Source organism: Natronolimnohabitans innermongolicus JCM 12255 (assembly GCF_000337215.1).
Classification (GTDB): Archaea; Halobacteriota; Halobacteria; order Halobacteriales; family Natrialbaceae; genus Natronolimnohabitans; species Natronolimnohabitans innermongolicus.
The window spans coordinates 1-780 of sequence record NZ_AOHZ01000118.1; the positions used below are offsets into that span (position 1 = coordinate 1).

Genomic DNA, 780 nt, shown 5'->3' on the forward strand with positions numbered 1-780 from the left:
CATGAGTCTTGACGAAAGGGCAAGAGGGATTTTGTCACCGGCCGACCGCCGGTATCTCCAAAAACCGAAGGAGTATAGCAAACAGGCAGGATACGAACGCCGGCGAGCGATAGTCGAGCGGCTCCATGAAGCCCTACATGATATGCCGCTCCTGGTTTCGGAACTCGACGAGGACCTTAGAACGGAAGCCTTCGAGGACGGCGATTTAGACGGGAAAGAGCATACGCTAAACGTCCTGTCGTGGTCGTTCGCTCTCCTATATCTCGGGATCACCGACACCGTCGAACCGTCCGATTTGGCAAAGGACGCTTTCGAGGGGATTGCCGCGAGCGGTGTTAGACAGGCATACCTCCAGCGCGGGTATTCGGTCGAGGAGGTCGAGGTCGAGGTTAATGTAAAACGGGGCGAGCCGCTCGACGAGTTACGGGAGCGCGAGCCGGACGAACTCAGTTACCCCGAGGTGAACCAACTACTCGAATCGGGCGAACTCTCCCACCTAACCGGCGAGGAACAAATGGCTCGAATCAAAGAAGCTTGGGAGTCGGGGAATACGGACAAAGTCGGAGCGTTCCCGAACTTAGAGCTTCGAGATAACGCCGACGAGTAACCCCTGGGGGGCCGACCGCGTCGTTTGACGTCCTCGGCGTCTCTCCTTGTATATCTCGACGACTGGAGCCGTGCTTACTCCCGGTGTAACCACGCTCTTAACCAACACCGACCTATCGGGACGTCCGACTGTTGGTTAAACCCGGCTCAATAATCTTCCATCCATACCGGCCC

Annotated in this window: 1 protein-coding gene; it reads left to right on the plus strand. The window is 57.1% G+C overall.

Features of this window, described 5'->3' with window-relative positions; genetic code table 11:
- Positions 1-607, plus strand: a 607-nt coding sequence (locus C493_RS21850) for a hypothetical protein (RefSeq protein ID WP_006655017.1), incomplete at its 5' end; no start/stop codon positions are given.
- Between the last annotated feature and the right edge of the window lie 173 nt (positions 608-780).